Below are 18080 nucleotides of genomic sequence, written 5' to 3'. Positions count from 1 at the left end.
GTTATTTCAGATGGCCCGAACAATCAGATAAAGCGGTTAAATTATGATTTTGGCCATTATACCCGATAAGGCCGAGCCACTTTCCCCTCAAATCTAAATCACACAAAAATTTTCGTTTTCAGACGGCCAAAGCAACGTATAATAAACGGCTAATTCAAATACCTATCGCATTCAGGAGAACACATGAGCCTCAAGCAAAAAGTCATCGCCATCGACGGCCCCAGCGCATCCGGCAAAGGGACGGTTGCCTCACGCGTAGCCGAAGCCTTGGGTTTTCTTTACCTCGACTCCGGTGCGCTTTACCGCCTGACCGCGCTTTACGCACAAAAACAAAATATTGCCTGGACAGATGAAGATGCCGTCAGCACACTGGCAGAAACCTTGCCCGCACAATTTGAAGGCAGCGTCGTATTATTGAACGGCGAAGATGTATCCGAGCAAATCCGTACCGAAGCGATCGGTATGGGCGCATCTGCCGTCGCGCAGTTGCCTAAAGTGCGCACAGCCCTTTTGCAGCGCCAACGCGACTTCCTAACCGAAAAAGGTTTGGTCGCCGACGGCCGCGATATCGGCTCGGTTATTTTCCCCGATGCCGCATTAAAAATTTTCCTGACCGCAAGTGCCTATGTCCGCGCCCAACGTCGTGCAAAACAACTCGGTATCCCATGCGAAGGCGTTGCATTCGAGCGTATTTTGTCAGACATTGAAGCACGCGACGAAGCAGACCGCCGCCGCCCTGTTGCTCCGTTGAAACAGCTGCCCGACGCCCTGCTTTTAGATACCGATAACCTTTCTATCGAAGAAGCTGTAAAAAAAGTGCTTGATTGGTATCATAAAGTTTAAAATTTGGAGTATAATCGCGAAGTTTTCATTTCAGACGGCCTTTTAGTCCTATAACAAGGCCGTCTGAAAACATTTCCCAACCTGCCGCGCCAAGGACGGCAGGTCATTTCAAACCTAACCCGCACCCCTTGGCGGTGTACCGAAAAGAGTATATATGACTATGGAAAATTTTGCCCAGCTGCTGGAAGAAAGCTTTACCCTGCAAGAAATGAACCCAGGTGAAGTGATTACTGCCGAAGTAGTCGGCATCGATCAAAACTTCGTTACCGTTAACGCAGGTCTGAAATCAGAATCTCTGATTGATGTTGCTGAATTCAAAAACGCTCAGGGCGAGATTGAAGTTAAAGTTGGCGATTTCGTTACCGTTACCATCGAATCTGTTGAAAACGGCTTCGGCGAAACCAAACTGTCCCGCGAAAAAGCCAAACGCGCTGCCGACTGGATCGCTTTGGAAGAAGCTATGGAAAACGGCGACATCCTGTCCGGCGTTATCAATGGCAAAGTCAAAGGTGGTCTGACTGTTATGATCAACAGCATCCGCGCATTCCTGCCGGGTTCTTTGGTTGACGTACGTCCTGTAAAAGACACTTCTCACTTCGAAGGCAAAGAAATTGAATTCAAAGTGATCAAACTGGACAAAAAACGCAACAACGTTGTTGTGTCCCGCCGCGCTGTTCTGGAAGCTACTTTGGGCGAAGAACGCAAAGCCTTGCTGGAAAACCTGCAAGAAGGTTCAGTTATCAAAGGTATCGTTAAAAACATCACCGATTACGGTGCGTTCGTTGACTTGGGCGGCATCGACGGTCTGTTGCACATCACCGACTTGGCATGGCGCCGTGTGAAACACCCAAGCGAAGTTTTGGAAGTTGGTCAAGAAGTAGAAGCTAAAGTCCTGAAATTCGACCAAGACAAACAACGCGTTTCCCTGGGTATGAAACAACTGGGCGAAGATCCTTGGAGCGGCCTGACCCGTCGTTATCCACAAGGTACCCGCCTGTTCGGTAAAGTATCCAACCTGACCGACTACGGTGCATTCGTTGAAATCGAACAAGGCATCGAAGGTTTGGTACACGTTTCCGAAATGGATTGGACCAACAAAAACGTACACCCAAGCAAAGTTGTTCAACTGGGTGACGAAGTTGAAGTAATGATCCTGGAAATCGACGAAGACCGCCGCCGTATCTCTTTGGGTATGAAACAATGCCAAGCTAACCCTTGGGAAGAGTTTGCTGCCAACCACAACAAAGGCGACAAAATCTCCGGCGCAGTTAAATCTATCACTGACTTCGGCGTATTCGTAGGTCTGCCTGGCGGCATCGACGGCCTGGTTCACTTGTCTGACCTGTCTTGGACTGAAGCCGGCGAAGAAGCTGTACGCAAATACAAAAAAGGCGAAGAAGTTGAAGCCGTTGTATTGGCAATCGACGTTGAAAAAGAACGCATCTCTTTGGGTATCAAACAACTGGAAGGTGATCCGTTCGGCAACTTCATCAGCGTAAACGACAAAGGTTCTTTGGTTAAAGGTTCTGTGAAATCTGTTGACGCCAAAGGTGCCGTAGTTGCTCTGTCTGAAGAAGTTGAAGGCTACCTGCCTGCTTCTGAATTCGCTGCTGACCGCGTTGAAGACCTGACTACCAAACTGAAAGAAGGCGACGAAGTTGAAGCCGTTATCGTTACCGTTGACCGCAAAAACCGCAGCATCCGCCTGTCTGTTAAAGCGAAAGACGCTAAAGAAAACCGCGAAGCGCTGAATTCAGTTAACGCTGCTGCGACTGCCAATGCCGGTACTACCAGCCTGGGCGACTTGCTGAAAGCCAAACTGTCCGGCGACCAAGAATAAGGTTGCAGACATGACGAAGTCTGAATTGATGGTTCGCCTTGCAGAAGTGTTTGCCGAAAAAAATGGCAACCAACTGCTGGCTAAAGATGTCGAATACAGTGTAAAAGTCTTGGTTGATACCATGACCCGCTCACTGGCTCGTGGACAACGTATCGAAATCCGCGGCTTCGGCAGCTTCGACTTGAACCACCGCCCTGCCCGTATCGGGCGCAACCCCAAAACCGGCGAACGCGTGGAAGTGCCAGAAAAGCATGTTCCTCACTTCAAACCGGGTAAAGAGTTGCGTGAGCGTGTAGACTTGGCATTGCAAGAAAGTGCTCATTAATACTTAGTAGCAAAACGCCGCAGAAATGCGGCGTTTTTTGTTTTTTCAAGAAATACCAAAGCCAGCTCTTTTTACGCATACCTTAATCGCACACTTTTCCAACTATATTGACAACAAAGCCTTTGCAAAAAACGCAGGCCGTCTGAAATCATTTATAATAGACCGACTATTCTGTAATGAAAACATCATTCCAACTACTGTCCAAACTATTGCGGATGATGTTTCGACTATCGCCAGTAAAGCATAATAAAGGTTACACATGAGCAATAGAGATCAACTATTCACACCACCTCCATTTGAAAACCACAGCCCATTGACTTGGTATCAAGCTGCAGCCGAACAGCCCAACTTTATCCGTGACGAAGCACAAGCACGAGCCATTGAATATTTGGATCGCTTGTGGACCGAGTTGATGATGTTCAAACGCAAACGCAACCGTTTTCTCGGCCGCAGCCTACGCTCCCCCCAAGTACCAAAAGGACTCTATTTTTATGGCGGCGTAGGACGCGGTAAAAGTTTCCTGATGGATGCTTTTTTTGGCTGCCTCCCTTATCGCCGTAAGCGCCGCGTGCATTTCCATGCCTTTATGGCCGAAATTCATCAACGACTGAAAGTCTTAAAAAGCGAAGCCAATCCCTTAAAAGCCGTTGCAACAGAAATTGCCAAAGAAACACGCGTATTATGTTTTGACGAGTTTCATGTCAGCGATATTGCAGATGCCATGATTCTAGGCCGTTTGCTGGAAAACCTGTTGAGTGAAGGTGTAGTCTTGGTAGCCACTTCCAACTACGCCCCATCCGAACTCTATCCTCAAGGCCAAAACCGCAGCAGTTTTCTGCCAACCATCGCCCTTATCGAGTCCAACCTGACCGTTTTAAATGTAGATGGAGGCGAAGATTACCGCTTGCGTACGCTGCGTCCTGCCGAAATTTTCTTTGTCCCCAATAATGAAGAGAACGAGCAAAAACTGGCTGCTTTATTTAAAGAAATGAGCGGAATCTCTGAATTAAACCCAGGCATCAGCATTATTCATGGACGGGAAATTCCCCATAAAGCCCAGTCAGAACGTGCCATCTGGTTTGATTTCCGCGCATTATGTTTTGGCCCGCGCTCACAAGCTGACTATCTGTATTTAGCCGAACATTACGAGATGGTTTTCCTTTCAGGATTAGAGCGCCTAACCCCTCAAGAAAAAGCAGAAGCACGCCGCCTGACATGGTTAATTGACGTTTTATACGATTTCCGTGTGAAGCTGTGCGCTACCAGCACAGTTGGCGTAAACGATATTTACGTTGAAGGCGATTTCGCCGAAGAATTTACCCGTACAGCCAGCCGTATGATCGAAATGCAATCTGAAGTCTATTTGGAACAACCACACCTGACTTTAAGCAAATAATGCCTTTCCCCAAAAGGGGCGAAATTTGGTAGAATACACTTCCCTCGCCTCTTGGCTGCGACAACTTACCTACCAATAAAAACAAGGACATAACATGGCCATCGAACGTACGATTTCCATCATCAAACCCGATGCAGTAGAAAAAAACGTCATCGGCAAGATTTACAGCCGCTTTGAAGAAAACGGCTTGCGCATTATTGCGGCGAAAATGAAACATCTCTCTGATCGTGAAGCGAAAGAGTTTTATGCCGTACACAAAGACCGCCCTTTTTATGAAGACTTGGTTAAATTCATGACACGCAATCCTGTCATGATTCAAGTGTTGGAAGGTGAAAACGCCGTTGCAAAAAATCGTGAATTGATGGGCGCAACCAATCCAGCCGATGCAGCTCCGGGTACAATCCGTGCCGACTTTGCAGAATCTGTCAGTGTTAATGCCGTACATGGTTCTGACAGCGTTGAAAATGCTGCGATTGAAATTGCTTACTTCTTCAGCCAAAGCGAAATCTGCCCACGCTAAGAGTAAAAGCCTGTAGCCGCTTTACGGCCGTCCGATTCATATCGGACGGCAAAACTGCTTTGTATATCCTACAAATTAAAGGCCGTCTGAAAACCCAAAGGCTTTTAAAGCAAAGCTGCCCAATAAGCCCCTTTGCTTTAAAAGCTTTACTGAGAAACATAAAAATACATGAAAACCAATCTACTGAACTACGATTTAAACGGACTGACGCAACACTTTGCTGAAATGGGCGAAAAACCTTTTCGTGCCAAGCAGGTAATGCGTTGGATGCATCAAGCGGGTGCACAAAACTTTGAAGAAATGACTGACTTGGCCAAATCATTGCGGGCCAAATTGAATGAACAAGCCACAATCGAGGTGCCTAAATTAATGATGGCACAAGAATCTACTGATGGCACACGCAAATGGTTGCTGGATGTCGGCACGGGCAACGGTGTAGAAACCGTTTTCATTCCCGAGGCTGACCGCGGTACTTTGTGTATCTCTTCCCAAGTTGGTTGTGCATTGGAATGCACCTTCTGCTCTACCGGACGACAAGGTTTCAACCGCAACCTGACTGCCGCTGAAATCATCGGTCAGCTTTGGTGGGCCAATAAAGCCATGGGCGTTACCCCTAAAAATGAACGCGTTATCTCCAATGTTGTGATGATGGGCATGGGCGAACCCATGGCAAACTTTGACAATGTTGTTACTGCTTTGAGCATTATGCTGGATGATCACGGCTACGGCTTGAGCCGTCGCCGCGTGACTGTTTCCACTTCGGGCATGGTTCCACAAATGGACAGACTGCGTGATGCAATGCCTGTTGCTTTGGCTGTATCTTTACACGCATCCAACGATGAAGTGCGCGATCAGATTGTTCCCCTCAACAAAAAATACCCGCTCAAAGAATTGATGGCGGCCTGTCAACGTTATTTGGTCAAAGCACCCCGTGACTTTATTACCTTTGAATACGTTATGCTCGACGGTATCAACGATAAAGCACAACATGCGCGTGAATTGATTGAATTGGTTAAAGACGTACCCTGCAAATTCAATCTGATTCCGTTCAATCCTTTCCCAAATTCCGGCTACGAACGTTCTACCAATGAAAATATCCGTATCTTCCGCGATATTCTGCAACAAGCCGGCTTTGTCGTTACTGTCCGCAAAACCCGCGGCGACGATATTGATGCCGCTTGCGGACAATTGGCCGGACAAGTACAAGATAAAACACGCCGCCAACAAAAATGGCAACAAATTTTGGTCGAACAATAAGGTTAATTATGAAAATCAAGTTCGGATTCGCTTTACTTACCGCACTGACTCTTTCTGCCTGCGCATCCTCTTCCGGACCAAGCCCCAAAGAACGTGCCATTCAGGTTTCCAATATCAAAACCCAGCTTGCCGTAGAATATATGCGCGGCCAAAACTATCGCCAAGCTACCGAAAGTATCGAAGAGGCGCTTAAATTCAATTCAAAAAACGATATTGCTTGGTTGGTACGCGCTGAAATTTATCAGTATCTGAAAGTCCGCGATAAAGCTCAGGAAAGCTTTCTTAAAGCATTGTCTTTAAAACCGGATAGTGCTGAAGTTAACAACAATTACGGTTGGTTCTTATGCAATCAAATGAATGCACCTGCCGAATCTATGGCTTATTTTGATAAAGCACTGGCCGACCCGACCTACCCGAGCCCCTTTATTGCCAACATGAATAAAGGCATTTGCAGCGCAAGGTTAGGCCAATACTCTTTAGCCCAAGCCTATTTGGAAAGGTCTTTAGCAGCGAATCCGCAATTCTTCCCTGCTTTCAAAGAACTTGCCCGAACCAAAATGATGGCAGGCAATCTCAACGATGCCGACTATTATTTCCGCCAATACCAAAGTAAAGTCGATGTCCTGCAGGCTGACGATTTGCTCTTAGGCTGGCGTTTGGCTACCGCCTTGGGCAATAAACACGCCGCATACGAATACGAAGCCCAACTTAGGGCAAACTTCCCATATTCAGACGAACTACAAACCGTCACAACAGGCCACTAAATGGAAAATAACGATAAAATCAACTACGACACACAAGCCGCCAAAACATTGGGGGATGAATTACGCAAACACAGAACTGATGCCAAAATCGATATTCAAGATGTTGCTTCACGTTTGAAACTATCTGCCGAACAAATTGATGCTTTGGAAAAAGGGGAATATTCAGGCTTTCCCGGTTTAGTCTTTGTTTCAGGCTATCTGCGTTCATATGCACGATTTCTGAAAATCGATGAACAAACCATCGCCAAACATTTACTCTCCATTACTCCGCAACTTGAAGACCATGTATACGCGGTAACACGCAGTGCCAACACAGGCTTAAGCTACAAAGACACTGAAAAGCAAGGCTTCCCCAAATGGATATTGGGAGTAACCGCATTGGCTTTGGCTGTAGGCGGTGTTTACTTTTGGCAAAGCAAATCCAGTTTTGAAAACGAGCAGGCAAATATTCAAAACAGCAAAGATGTTGCTGATACGATGAAAACGCCTGCCTTAAAAACGGATAATGTTGCCGTTAGCGAAATGACGGAAGACGGCAAAAAAGAAATCACCAATAAGCCTGAAACGGCCAATGATCAAGCAACCTCAGCAGCTTCCGCCGTCGTACAAGATGAGAAGCCTGCCGTCAAAGTTGAGAAAGACGAACTTTGGATTAAAGTCCAATACCGAAGCAATCTGATTATTACAGACAAAGATGGAAAAGTAGTATTCAGCCGTATCGTTCCGGCCGGAAGCGAACAACGTCTGAGAGGCGGCGCGCCTTACAATGTTTGGATCGGTATTGCAGCCGGCTCGGAAGCCAATTACGGCGGCACACCTATCGAACCTTTGAAATACCGTGTTGCCGGTGAAAAATCCGCCTCTTTTGTTGCAGGAAAAAACTAAAATGACCACACCTAAACGCCGTCAGACACATCAAGTCAAAATTGACCATCTCATCATCGGCTCCGATGCGCCCGTTGTTGTGCAATCTATGACCAATACCGACACCGCAGATGCAGAAGCAACCGCCCGACAGGTCAAAGAGTTGAGCGATGCCGGCTCAGAAATGGTCCGTATCACGGTTAATACTCCTGAAGCGGCTTCCAAAGTAGCCGAAATCCGCAGCCGCTTAGACGATATGGGCTACACCACGCCTTTGATTGGTGATTTCCATTTTAATGGCGAACGCTTATTGGCCGAATTTCCTGAGTGCGGCAAGGCCCTGTCTAAATACCGCATCAACCCTGGCAATGTCGGCAAAGGTGCAAAAGGCGATGAAAAATTTGCCTTTATGATTCGTACTGCCGCAGAAAACAATAAAGCTGTACGCATCGGTGTGAACTGGGGTTCGCTTGATCAAAGCCTTGCCAAGCGCATGATGGATGCCAACCTAGTTTCTGCTACACCGAAGCCGCCTGAAGAAATCATGAAAGAAGCTTTGATTGTTTCGGCGCTGGAGTCGGCAGAAAAAGCCGTAGCTTTGGGCTTGCCTGAAGACAAAATTATTTTGTCGTGCAAAGTCAGCGCCGTACAAGACTTGATTCAGGTTTACCGCGAATTAGGCAGCCGTTGCCGTTACCCACTGCATCTCGGTCTGACTGAGGCTGGCATGGGCAGCAAGGGCATTGTGGCTTCCACCGCAGCTCTGGCCGTATTGTTGCAAGAAGGCATCGGCGACACCATTCGAATTTCCCTTACGCCCGAACCCGGCTCCCCGCGCACACAAGAAGTCATTGTCGGTCAAGAAATCCTGCAAACCATGGGCTTGCGCTCCTTTACGCCAATGGTTACAGCCTGCCCCGGTTGCGGCCGTACCACCAGTACCGTATTCCAAGAGTTGGCTCAAGACGTACAAAACTATTTACGCCAAAAAATGGCTGTTTGGCGCACTGAATATCCAGGCGTTGAATCATTGAACGTTGCCGTAATGGGTTGCGTAGTCAATGGCCCGGGCGAAAGCAAGCTTGCCGATATCGGTATCAGCCTGCCAGGTACAGGCGAAACTCCGGTTGCGCCGGTTTATGTAGACGGCGAACGCAAAATTACCCTCAAAGGCGACAATATCGCTGCCGAGTTTTTACAAATTGTTGAAGATTATGTCAAAACCAACTACTGCGAAGGTGGCGCAAAACGTAAGCAAAACCGTGTCATTCCGATTCAGTCTGCCTAAAACATTATCAAGATAAAGAGGCCGTCTGAAAATATGTTGGGCAAACTGGATACTTGGCTGACTGAGCATCCTAAACGCGAGGATTTGCATGGTTGGCGACGCTTTATTGTTGAATTTTGGTTTTTCGGTTTGAAAGAAGCACGAGCCTGCTTATTTGCAGGCTTGTTTTTCATTGCCATGTTCCTCATTCCGAAAACAGGCTGGTTGGGAATTTCACGCTACGACCTGCTGCTGATTTTTGCCGTCTCCGTACAAGCAGCCATGCTGTATTTCAAGCTGGAAACTTGGGATGAAGTGAAATCGATTACGCTGTTTCACTTGGTGGGCTTTGCTTTAGAGTGGTTCAAGACTTCAGGCGATATCCAGTCTTGGAGCTATCCGGATGAGGCATACACCAAAATCGGCGGCGTACCACTGTTTGCGGGCTTTATGTATGCCGCAGTCGGCAGCTATATCATTCAAGCATGGCGGCTGTTTGACCTCAAAATCAAAAGCCATCCGCCATATTGGTTGGGTACTTTGTGCGCACTGGCGATTTATATCAATTTTTTCACCCATCACTATATCGGCGACTATCGCTGGTATCTTGCTGCTTTTGCTCTCGGCCTATACGCTCGGACAACGGTCTTATACACGCCCTATGACACCACTCGCAAAATGCCGCTCCTGCTCGCTTTTGTCCTGATCGGATTTTTCATTTGGCTGGCGGAAAATTTGGGAACCCTTTTCGGCGTTTGGCGCTATCCCAACCAAATCGGCGCATGGGCATCGGTACACATCAGCAAATGGAGTTCATGGGCTTTACTGGTGATGATGACTTTTACCATCGTTGCGAATTTAAAACACATCAAACATACCATCAGCGTATCGAAAGATTAGTTATTTAACATTTGAAAAGGCCGTCTGAAACTTTCAGACGGCCTTTAATTTTCAGTAATCAATTAAACAAACTTAAGGCTTTAACAAACACCATAATGACACCATAGCCCAAAGGAACGCAGACTAAAGCCCAACGCCACCATACACCGATACCGCCCGCTGATACTTTTTTGCTAATCAGATAGGCATCGGATACAGCGGTTTCATCATCGGGATTGCGGCTATGTGCCGCTACTTTAATGTTTTTCTCATGATGCTTTTCATGAACCGAACGAACACTCAAGTTACACAGCAAACCGACAATCAACAAACCCGCCATAATATACATGGTAATGCTATAAGCTTCAGCAGCCGGAACACCGCTTTCAATTTGACTTTGGCGGATATAGTTGACCAACACCGGGCCAATAACAGCCGCAGTTGACCATGCCAGCAAAATCCTGCCGTGTATTGCCCCGACTTGATAAGTGCCGAACAAATCTTTCAAATACGCCGGAATGGCTGCAAAACCGCCGCCATACATGGAAATGATGACGCAGAAACCAATAACAAACAAAGCCTTGTTACCGCTATCGCCAATAGACGGAATGGCAAAATACAACAGCGAGCCGAGTACAAAGAAAATAGTATAAGTATTTTTACGGCCAATTTTGTCGGACACACTGGACCACAAAAAACGGCCGCCCATATTAAACAGGCTCAACAGACTCACAAAACCTGCCGCCGCACCCGCACCAACGGCAGCCTGTTTACCGACAGAAGTTTCAGAAAACAGCTCCTGAATCATGACGGAAGCCTGTCCCAACACACCAATACCGGCCGTTACATTCAAACACAATACCCAAAACAAGAGCCAGAATTGCGGCGTTTTCATGGCTTGTGAAACATTGACATGATTACTGCTGACCAATTTGCTTTTGTTTTTCGGCGCAACATAACCTTTAGGTTTCCAGCCATCGGCAGGTACACGGATCGTAAACGCGCCGAACATCATCAACACCAAATAAAACAATCCTAAAACGACAAAAGCCTGCGCTACGCCAACTGAAGTTTCACTGGAGAAAAAATTCATCAGCGACACGGATAAAGGCGAGGCCAACATCGCGCCGCCACCAAAGCCCATAATCGCCAAGCCTGTCGCCATACCCGGTTTATCGGGAAACCATTTCATCAAAGTCGATACAGGCCCGATATAGCCCAAGCCCAAACCAACCCCACCAATCACACCGTTGCCCAAATAAAGCAAAAACAGATTGTGCGTATGAACGCCGATCGCCGATACAAAAAAGCCCAAGCTGAAGCAGCAGGCTGCAACAAACATCGCCTTACGCGGCCCAACGCGTTCCATCCAAGTACCGAACATAGCGGCAGATGCGCCCAACATCGCCAAGGCAATACTGAAAATCCAACCAACCGTGGTCAGCTTCCAATCTCCTGCAGCCGACTCAGTAATACCGATAAGCTTGGTCAGCGGCGCATTGAACACGGAATAAGCGTATATCTGCCCGATGGCAAGATGCACGGCCAAAGCGGCAGGCGGTACCAGCCAACGATTAAAGCCGGGTTTGGCAATGGTCGCCTCACGGTCTAGAAATTTCATAAAATCCTCTTGTCTATGTGTGTCAAACGCTGATTCCATATCATGCGGAACCAAAAAATTGTTGACAATATTTTAGCATAATCTCCCCTTTATCCTTTTTTCTGCTCCATGATAATTTTGCGCATCAAACAGAAAAAACATTCATCTAAACCATTTCTTCACACCCATATCGACAAAAAGGCCGTCTGAAAATTCTTCAGACGGCCTTTTCATTCATATCGTTTTATGCGGCGAAGCGTTTGGCAACTTCATCCCAGTTAACGATTTCCCAGAAACCTTTCAGGTAGTTAGGACGGCTGTTGCGGTAGTCGATGTAGTAAGCGTGTTCCCATACGTCGCAAGTCAACAGCGGAGTGTTTTCAGTAGTCAGCGGAGTACCTGCATTGGAAGTAGAAACCAGATCCAATTCACCGGCAGGCGTTTTCACCAACCATGCCCAACCTGAGCCGAAAGTACCAGCCGCGCAAGCATTGAACGCTTCTTGGAATTTCTCGAAGCTGCCCCATTTGGCGTCGATGGCCGCAGCCAATTCACCGGCAGGTTTGCCTTGACCTTTAGGGGTAAAGCCCAGCCAGTAGAAAGTGTGGTTCCAAGTTTGGGCAGCGTTGTTGAACATACCGCCGGAAGATTTTTTCACGATTTCTTCCAAAGGCATTTCTTCAAACTCAGTGTCTTTGATTTGATTGTTCAAATTGGTGATGTAAGTTTGATGGTGTTTGCCGTAGTGGAACTCCAAAGTCTCTTTGGTCAGATGGGGGGATAACGCATCCAGTTCATAAGGCAATTGTGGCAGCTTGTGTTCCATTTTTATGCTCCTAATTATTGATATTTATATTTTGGTAGTGTGTGTTGTCAAATCGACAACATTGCTATTTTACCTGCTTTAGCCTAAACAAACCAATTGAACTTACACTGCGCTATAATAGTGGATTGCAATTTTCCAGCCAGAGATGCCCGTCATGAGCAATTATTCCGATATGCCGTCTGAAGACCGTGAAATCAGCGCATTGTCACTGCCGCCACATTCCACCGAAGCGGAGCAATCCGTATTGGGCGGCCTGATGCTGGAAAATTCTGCTTGGGACCGTATTGCCGATGTCGTTTCCGGCGAAGATTTCTACCGCCACGAACACCGCCTGATTTTTCGTGCCATTGCCAACCTGATTAACGAAAGCCGCCCTGCCGACGTCATTACCGTTCAAGAAAGTTTGGAACGCAATGAAGAATTGGAAGCAGCAGGCGGATTCAACTATCTGATTACACTGGCGCAAAACACGCCATCCGCTGCCAATATCCGCCGCTACGCCGAAATTGTGCGCGAACGTTCCATCATGCGCCAGCTTGCCGAAGTCGGTACAGAAATTGCACGCAGCGCATACAATCCACAAGGGCGTGATGCAGGCCAGCTTTTGGACGAGGCGGAAAACAAAGTATTCCAAATCGCCGAAAGTACCGCCAAATCCAAACAAGGCTTCCTTGAGATGCCCGACCTTTTGAAAGAAGTAGTCGAGCGCATCGATATGCTTTATTCGCGCGACAATCCTGATGAAGTAACCGGTATATCGACTGGTTTTATCGACCTCGACAAAAAAACATCAGGCCTTCAACCGGGCGATTTGATCATCGTCGCAGGCCGTCCTTCCATGGGTAAAACTGCCTTTTCGATCAACATTGCGGAACACGTTGCCGTAGAGGGCAAGCTGCCTGTCGCCGTATTCTCTATGGAGATGGGCGGTGCGCAGCTGGTTATGCGTATGCTGGGTTCAGTCGGACGTTTGGACCAAAGCGTTTTAAAAACCGGCAGATTGCAAGACGAACATTGGGGCCGTCTGAACGAAGCGGTCGTTAAACTCTCCGATGCACCCATGTATATCGATGAAACGCCGGGTTTGACCGCGCTCGAACTGCGCGCCCGCGCCCGCCGTCTTGCGCGTCAATTCAACGGCAAATTAGGCTTGATCGTCATCGACTACCTGCAATTAATGTCAGGCTCCGGCCGTTCTGACAACCGAGCTTCCGAGCTTGGCGAAATTTCCCGCTCCCTCAAAGCATTGGCTAAAGAATTGCAAGTTCCCGTCATTGCCCTGTCGCAGTTGAGCCGTACCGTTGAACAGCGTACCGACAAACGCCCGATGATGTCCGATTTGCGTGAATCCGGCGCAATCGAACAAGATGCCGACTTGATTATGTTCATGTATCGTGATGAATACTACAACTCAGAATCACCCGCAAAAGGCTTGGCAGAATGCATTATCGGCAAACACCGTAACGGCCCTGTCGGTAAGGTCTTCCTGACTTGGATGGGTCAATTTACCAAATTTGATAATGCTGCCTATATTCCAGAATCCATGTTGATGGAAGATTGAGACAGATTGTCTGAAAAACTAACCGAATTTCATATTTCATTAGTCACGCATTACAAAATCGTTTAAAATAAATCTAATAAAAGCAAAAGCATTGCCACAGGCAAATGCAAAAGAGAAAACGTCAGTTACCCAACACATTACTACCAAAAATCACTCATGTATCAGACACAAAAAGGCTTCACCCTAATTGAGTTGCTGATCGTCATTACTATTGCAGCAGTAATGGCCGTCATCGCACTTCCCAATATGAATCAATGGATTGCCTCCAGACGTGCGGCATCGCAAGCAGAGCAAATTGCCAATCTGCTGCGCTTCGCGCGAAATGAGGCCGTCCGTCTCAATCTTCCCGTTTACATCTGTCCGGTCAAAATCAAATCCGATGGCTCACCCAATAATGGTTGCGATTCCAAATATGCCGGTAATGGTATGTTGGCCTACGCCGATAAAAACGGAGATTCCAACTATAAAAACGATACAGTCGATTTATCCATCCGCTCCATTATTCTTAATGGAGATACCGAAAAAGTAAAATACAGCTTCAACTATATCCCTATCAGCAGTGACCGTTCTGCTCTTTCTGCTTCAGCTTCAAAAGAAGTCTGGTGGAGATTCTTGCCTAATGGTACATTTGGCCATTCAATCGATGGTAAGGATTATCAATTTTCAGATGGCCACATCAAAATCAGCCTGACAGATAAATCTGCTACCGATGCTGAAACCAAGAAAGCCCGTGCTACCGTACTTTTAATCAATGGCAATGGGCATGTCGAAATCTGTGCTAAAAACGATGAGCGCAAAATGTGCGAATACACTTCCAAAGAATAACAACGGTATCTTATGAACATTACTAATCCTACTCATCTCAGATCATTTAAAGGCCGTCTGAAAACGAGTTCATCAAGCTTTACCCCAAAACTTCAATCAGGCATGACCCTGATTGAAGTTTTGATTGCCATGTTTGTCCTTGCTATCGGTGTGCTGGCCCTTCTGGCTGTCCAACTGCGTACTGTATCCAACGTGCGTGAGTCTGAAAATCAGACTACAGTCGCCCAAATTACACAAAATCTAATCGAAGGCATGCTCATCAATCCGACGCTCTCTGAAGAAACCGATACTGCAGGGGAAAAAACCTCCCGTTATAAAAAATCCTATGATGCCTACCTCACATCTGGCTCTGAACAGCTGAAAGACTCAAAGCAAACTAATGAATTTAAAGACAAAATGACGAAAGCGCAACTTGCGCAAGCTCAAATTGCACAGTTTAAAGCCGATTTAGCCAAAGCCCTTCCCGAAGCCCAAGTCTTCTCGACCATCTGCAAAGATTCTTCTGGTGCAGAGCCGACTTACGAAAATGGGTTTAACGCAAAATGCGATGGCAAAGGCGACACGACCATCGTTAAAGTTTTATGGTTGCAAGATGTCGAAGAAGAAAATAGAGCAAAAAATCTCAACACATCGGGGCATCACGTTGTCTATACCTACCAATCACGCGTAAGAGACTAACAATGAACAATAAACGCTTACTCAACCATATTCCCAATAAAACCGCTATGCGCGGCTTCAGCATCCTTGAATTTCTGGTTGCCAGCCTGCTCAGCATGATCGTCTTAATGGCTGTCAGCTCCACCTACTTTACTGCACGTGGATTGAACAAATCTGCCAACACCCGTATCGGTATCCAACAAGATTTGCGTAACACCGCCAATATGATCGTCCGTGATGCGCGTATGGCAGGCAATTTCGGCTGCTTCAATATGTCGAATTTTCCTGCCTCTGCAGTGATAGAAGACAAAAGCTCAGCTGAATATGCCTTGAAAACAGCCGGTGTTAATAAGCTGTTACCAGTTAAAGAAATCAATAAATTAGGCTACGCAGGTTTTGCTCAAACCGGCAAAGCCCTGCTGTTTCAATATGGAATCGACAAAGCAAACCCTGCTGCAAAAACTGCTATTGTCAGCAGCTGTTTCGGCATTGCCAAACCTCAAACAGAAATTAAAGATTTAGATGCGGCAAAAACAGCTTTGAAAATTACCGACCCTGATCAAAATGGCAGTATCGCCATCATGAAACATGAAATGATTGCCTACGCTGTCGGTAAACTTGGTGAAGAGAGCGGTTTGTTCCGTTTCCAATTATCAAATGATGGTTCATGGAGTAATCCGCAGCTGTTGATTAAAGGCATTACAACCATGGATATCCACTATATCTATGCAGAATGTCATGATTCTGAAAATGCATCTGCCAGCGGAGTAAATACAGAATCATTTGATTACAAAAACGCATTGGATATCTCAGCTGAGGCTAAGTCTCCGGCTTCTATCCAAATCGTACTGAATAACGGCAGTATTGACCCATCGAAAGAACAAGACAATAAAGTTGATATCTACAATATTAATGCCACCATCCGCGGAGGAAATGTATGCGCCGACCGATCACTCTAATCAAACCTAACCGGCAGCAGGGCTATGCTTTGTTTATCGTTTTAATGATGATGGTCGTCATCGCCCTGCTCGTGGTCACAGCCACCCAGTCCTACAATACTGAACAGCGTATCAGCACCAATGATGCCGACCGCAAACTGGCAACCACCCTAGCCGAAGCGGCACTGCGTGAAGGTGAAAATCAAATTTTTGATATTGAAGGTAAAAAGACTACTTTTACCGCAAAATGTGAAAAAGGTTTATGTTCCACGCCAAACGTCAAATCCAATGGCGATTTTACTGAAGAAGGTAGCCCAACCGTAGATGCTTGGAAGCGCAAATGCGACAAAAACCTGTGTATTGACACCAATGGTACGGAATATCCTTTAGATAAAAAAAGCGGCATCGCAAACAATCCCCGCTACATCATCGAATATTTAAGTAAAACTACTGAAGGCCGAATCACCTACCGCGTTACCGCCAAAGCATGGGGTAAGAATGCCAATACCCAAGTCGTTCTTCAGTCTTACGTTGCCAGCGAATAATATAATGAATACCACCTCTACCAAACAACTAGGCTTTACGCTGGTTGAGATGATGATTGCCGTCACCATCTTAGCCATTCTGGGCATCATTGCCATTCCCTCTTACAACCGCTACATTGAACGCGGCCACCAATCACAAGCGCATGCCGAGTTAGTCGCCATCAATTCCGCTTTTAAAAACCAGATGGTTAAAAATCCAAAGTGGAAAACTGATGAGGTTAAAACTCAGTTGGATGACTTTATTTCCTCATATAAAGGCCATAAAGATTTGGCAGACAAATACAAATACTCTGCCGACATGATTAATGCCGACAAAAGTCGTGCCTATCGTTTGAAAGCTATTCCCACAAAAACAGGCTATACCCTTTCCGTTTGGATGGATAGTTTGGGCAATGCTTACAAATGCACTGATATTGATTCAGCCAATAATTTCAAAACCGCAATGACCAATGGAAAAGGTTGCGAATCGGTTTCCAAAAAGAAATCTTCTTAGTCTGACAAACATAAAAAAGCAGTGTCATCTTACTGACACTGCTTTTTATATTTTACTGCTTCCAATCATCGTCTCGGCGTTGACGCTTCAACAAAATCCTGACTGCGCCATCATTGCCTTGTCGAGGTTCGACATAAGCCAACACGTCAGGATGCTGCATCAACCAGCGGCGCGTCATATTTTTCAAAACCGGTTTATAGCCTGCAGAACCCAAGCCGCTGCCGTGGACAATCTCGCCGCAAACGCCGCGTTTTTTCGTAAACTCAATAAATTCGTTCAATACCTGCTGCGCTTCCTCCTGCGTATAGCCGTGCAAATCTACATCCGCCACCACGGGATAATGGCCGTTTCGCAAACGCATCAAATCATTTTTACCCTGCCCATTTTTACTGAACGAAGCCGGCGGTTCTCCCCAGCTGCCGCTGCCCACATAAAAATAATCTTCCTGCTCCAAAGTTGCCATTTCTTTAGGTCGCGGTTTGATAGGCGATTTATCGCAAGGCTGTTCATAATAGTTGCCGGCATTTTTCAAAGGCGTAACCTTGCCAACCGCCTTGCTGAAATCCACATCTTCTGCCTGCTTTTTAGCCTTCGCTTCTACTTCCCGCTCCGCAGCTTCCTTTTTCGCCTGTTTGCCCAAAGCCTTCAGCGTTTCTTGAAAGTTTGCCGTCATGGTTTGT

19 protein-coding genes are annotated in these 18080 nt (G+C 46.6%); 16 read left to right on the top strand and 3 right to left on the bottom strand.

What is annotated here, in order from left to right; genetic code table 11:
* The first annotated feature begins 183 nt into the window (after positions 1-183).
* The 10 genes from cmk to ACTHTK_RS09215 all read left to right on the top strand — a co-directional run bounded on the left by cmk (position 184) and on the right by ACTHTK_RS09215 (position 9976).
* Positions 184-843 (top strand): (d)CMP kinase, encoded by a 660-nt coding sequence (gene cmk, locus ACTHTK_RS09260; RefSeq protein ID WP_440378197.1) that lies wholly within the window; start codon positions 184-186, stop codon positions 841-843.
* Between the two features lie 154 nt (positions 844-997).
* Entirely contained in the window at positions 998-2683 is a 1686-nt protein-coding gene (rpsA, locus tag ACTHTK_RS09255) for a 30S ribosomal protein S1 (RefSeq protein WP_003678994.1), read from the top strand.
* 10 nt (positions 2684-2693) lie between these two features.
* Entirely contained in the window at positions 2694-3008 is a 315-nt protein-coding gene (locus ACTHTK_RS09250; RefSeq protein ID WP_003678992.1) for an integration host factor subunit beta, read from the top strand.
* A gap of 259 nt (positions 3009-3267) precedes the next feature.
* Positions 3268-4404, top strand: coding sequence for a cell division protein ZapE (gene zapE / locus ACTHTK_RS09245; protein WP_107723148.1), 1137 nt, complete (start codon positions 3268-3270; stop codon positions 4402-4404).
* 94 nt (positions 4405-4498) lie between these two features.
* Positions 4499-4924 (top strand): nucleoside-diphosphate kinase, encoded by a 426-nt coding sequence (gene ndk, locus ACTHTK_RS09240; RefSeq protein ID WP_107723147.1) that lies wholly within the window; start codon positions 4499-4501, stop codon positions 4922-4924.
* 168 nt (positions 4925-5092) lie between these two features.
* The gene (rlmN, locus tag ACTHTK_RS09235; protein ID WP_107723146.1) at positions 5093-6181 is read left to right on the top strand and encodes a 23S rRNA (adenine(2503)-C(2))-methyltransferase RlmN; all 1089 of its coding nucleotides are present in this window, start codon (positions 5093-5095) and stop codon (positions 6179-6181) included.
* Between the two features lie 8 nt (positions 6182-6189).
* Positions 6190-6945 (top strand): type IV pilus biogenesis/stability protein PilW, encoded by a 756-nt coding sequence (pilW, locus tag ACTHTK_RS09230; protein WP_003683469.1) that lies wholly within the window; start codon positions 6190-6192, stop codon positions 6943-6945.
* Entirely contained in the window at positions 6946-7830 is an 885-nt protein-coding gene (locus tag ACTHTK_RS09225) for a helix-turn-helix domain-containing protein (protein WP_107723145.1), read from the top strand.
* A 1-nt stretch (position 7831) separates the two neighbouring features.
* Positions 7832-9097: a flavodoxin-dependent (E)-4-hydroxy-3-methylbut-2-enyl-diphosphate synthase gene (ispG, locus tag ACTHTK_RS09220; RefSeq protein WP_070734804.1), complete on the top strand. Its 1266-nt coding sequence runs from the start codon at positions 7832-7834 to the stop codon at positions 9095-9097.
* 33 nt (positions 9098-9130) lie between these two features.
* On the top strand, positions 9131-9976 hold the full coding sequence (locus ACTHTK_RS09215) for a DUF817 domain-containing protein (RefSeq protein ID WP_107723144.1): 846 nt from the start codon (positions 9131-9133) through the stop codon (positions 9974-9976).
* A gap of 58 nt (positions 9977-10034) precedes the next feature.
* Here the strand turns inward: ACTHTK_RS09215 and ACTHTK_RS09210 are convergent, their stop codons facing one another.
* Both ACTHTK_RS09210 and ACTHTK_RS09205 read right to left on the bottom strand, forming a co-directional pair.
* Entirely contained in the window at positions 10035-11576 is a 1542-nt protein-coding gene (locus ACTHTK_RS09210; protein ID WP_107723143.1) for an L-lactate MFS transporter, read from the bottom strand.
* Between the two features lie 223 nt (positions 11577-11799).
* On the bottom strand, positions 11800-12381 hold the full coding sequence (locus tag ACTHTK_RS09205; RefSeq protein WP_107723142.1) for a superoxide dismutase: 582 nt from the start codon (positions 12379-12381) through the stop codon (positions 11800-11802).
* A 154-nt stretch (positions 12382-12535) separates the two neighbouring features.
* Here ACTHTK_RS09205 and dnaB point away from each other — a divergent pair, with 154 nt between their 5' ends.
* The 6 genes from dnaB to ACTHTK_RS09175 all read left to right on the top strand — a co-directional run bounded on the left by dnaB (position 12536) and on the right by ACTHTK_RS09175 (position 17400).
* Complete coding sequence (gene dnaB / locus ACTHTK_RS09200; RefSeq protein WP_440378196.1) at positions 12536-13942, top strand: replicative DNA helicase; 1407 nt, start codon at positions 12536-12538, stop codon at positions 13940-13942.
* Positions 13943-14098: 156 nt separating this feature from the next.
* Positions 14099-14767: a GspH/FimT family pseudopilin gene (locus tag ACTHTK_RS09195; RefSeq protein ID WP_440378195.1), complete on the top strand. Its 669-nt coding sequence runs from the start codon at positions 14099-14101 to the stop codon at positions 14765-14767.
* A 12-nt stretch (positions 14768-14779) separates the two neighbouring features.
* Positions 14780-15445: a type IV pilus modification protein PilV gene (gene pilV, locus ACTHTK_RS09190; protein WP_440378194.1), complete on the top strand. Its 666-nt coding sequence runs from the start codon at positions 14780-14782 to the stop codon at positions 15443-15445.
* Positions 15446-15447: 2 nt separating this feature from the next.
* Positions 15448-16383 carry a PilW family protein gene (locus ACTHTK_RS09185; protein WP_440378193.1) on the top strand — a complete coding sequence of 312 codons (936 nt, stop codon included), beginning with the start codon at positions 15448-15450 and terminating at the stop codon, positions 16381-16383.
* The gene (locus ACTHTK_RS09180; protein WP_107723138.1) at positions 16362-16907 is read left to right on the top strand and encodes a pilus assembly PilX family protein; all 546 of its coding nucleotides are present in this window, start codon (positions 16362-16364) and stop codon (positions 16905-16907) included. Before ACTHTK_RS09185 ends, ACTHTK_RS09180 begins: the two co-directional genes overlap by 22 nt.
* A gap of 4 nt (positions 16908-16911) precedes the next feature.
* Complete coding sequence (locus tag ACTHTK_RS09175) at positions 16912-17400, top strand: PilX family type IV pilin (protein WP_371459107.1); 489 nt, start codon at positions 16912-16914, stop codon at positions 17398-17400.
* A gap of 52 nt (positions 17401-17452) precedes the next feature.
* Here ACTHTK_RS09175 and ACTHTK_RS09170 read toward each other — a convergent pair whose 3' ends face one another.
* Positions 17453-18073: a Smr/MutS family protein gene (locus ACTHTK_RS09170; RefSeq protein WP_440378192.1), complete on the bottom strand. Its 621-nt coding sequence runs from the start codon at positions 18071-18073 to the stop codon at positions 17453-17455.
* Positions 18074-18080 lie beyond the last annotated feature (7 nt).

The organism is Neisseria sp. P0006.S009 (assembly GCF_051962915.1).
Classification (GTDB): domain Bacteria; phylum Pseudomonadota; class Gammaproteobacteria; order Burkholderiales; family Neisseriaceae; genus Neisseria; species Neisseria subflava_E.
This window is presented reverse-complemented; position numbering and strand designations above follow the sequence as displayed.